Source organism: Rhodococcus phenolicus (assembly GCF_001646785.1).
Classification (GTDB): Bacteria; Actinomycetota; Actinomycetes; order Mycobacteriales; family Mycobacteriaceae; genus Rhodococcus; species Rhodococcus phenolicus.
In genome coordinates this window covers 1-922 of record NZ_LRRH01000199.1, presented here as the reverse complement: position 1 = coordinate 922, position 922 = coordinate 1, and the positions used below count along the sequence as shown (strand labels likewise).

Genomic DNA, 922 nt, shown 5'->3' with positions numbered 1-922 from the left:
GCGCATGTTGATGCTCGCCATGAAGTCGGCGGGGCCGAACACGAGCGTCTGGACGCGCGGGCTGGCCGTGGCGATCTCGTTGATGTTGGTCAGGCCGATGGCGTTCTCGATCTGCGGTTCGATGCCGATGGCGCCGACTTCGAGGCCGTGGGCCTTCTCGATCATCTTCCGGCTGCTGCCCGGGACGGCGAGTACGGAACGTCGGGGCTTGTACGAGAACGACATGACCTGGACGGACCTCCATTGTGCGGATTCGGCGCCACCACGCCCTGACCCGGCCATCATGTCAGCAGTGAGCAATCCGTGAACAACCAGCTGCCTGTGACGTGGATTTCATGTTCGGGTGACACCGCCGGCCGTGACCACGAGCCGGCCGGCTCTACGATGTGCCGGGTCGCCGACGCGCGACGCGAGGCTCCGGACGGTGCGGCGAAACCGGCCGGGGCCGCTTTTATGCTTGGCTCATCTGGCACCGATTCGGTAGGGAGTGGCCCCTTGGCAGCAGTGAGCAAGGTGTTCGCGGCCAGGCTTGCGGGCCTGGTCGTGCTCGGACCGGACGGGGAATCCATCGGTCGCGTCCGTGATGTCGTGCTCACCATCCGGCTGGGTCGCCAGCAGCCGCGGGTCATCGGCCTGGTCGTCGAGCTGCCGACCCGGAAGCGGATCTTCGTGACCGGAACTGCCCGTCTGCGGCGGTTCGATCAGCGTCCCACCGAGATCCTCGCCCTGGCCCAGGTGCTCGATTCGAAGGTCCGCGTCGACGACCCGGAACTGCCCGAACTCGCCGGGGTCGATTCCGTCGTGGTCGACCTGGGCATCGAACTGACCCGCACCCGCGACTGGCTCGTCGCGCGCGTCGCGGTACGCCAGCACCGAGGCCGGCTCGCGCGGCGCTCGGCCGTACATGTCGTGCAGTGGCAGC

Annotated in this window: 2 pseudogenes; one reads left to right on the top strand and one right to left on the bottom strand. The window is 67.7% G+C overall.

Going from position 1 to position 922, the window contains the following annotated elements:
* Positions 1-162: pseudogene (locus A8G15_RS28870) on the bottom strand (aldolase/citrate lyase family protein); the annotation flags it as partial.
* 333 nt (positions 163-495) lie between these two features.
* Between A8G15_RS28870 and A8G15_RS28865 the strand changes: the two are divergent.
* Positions 496-922, top strand: a pseudogene (locus A8G15_RS28865) (magnesium transporter); the annotation flags it as partial.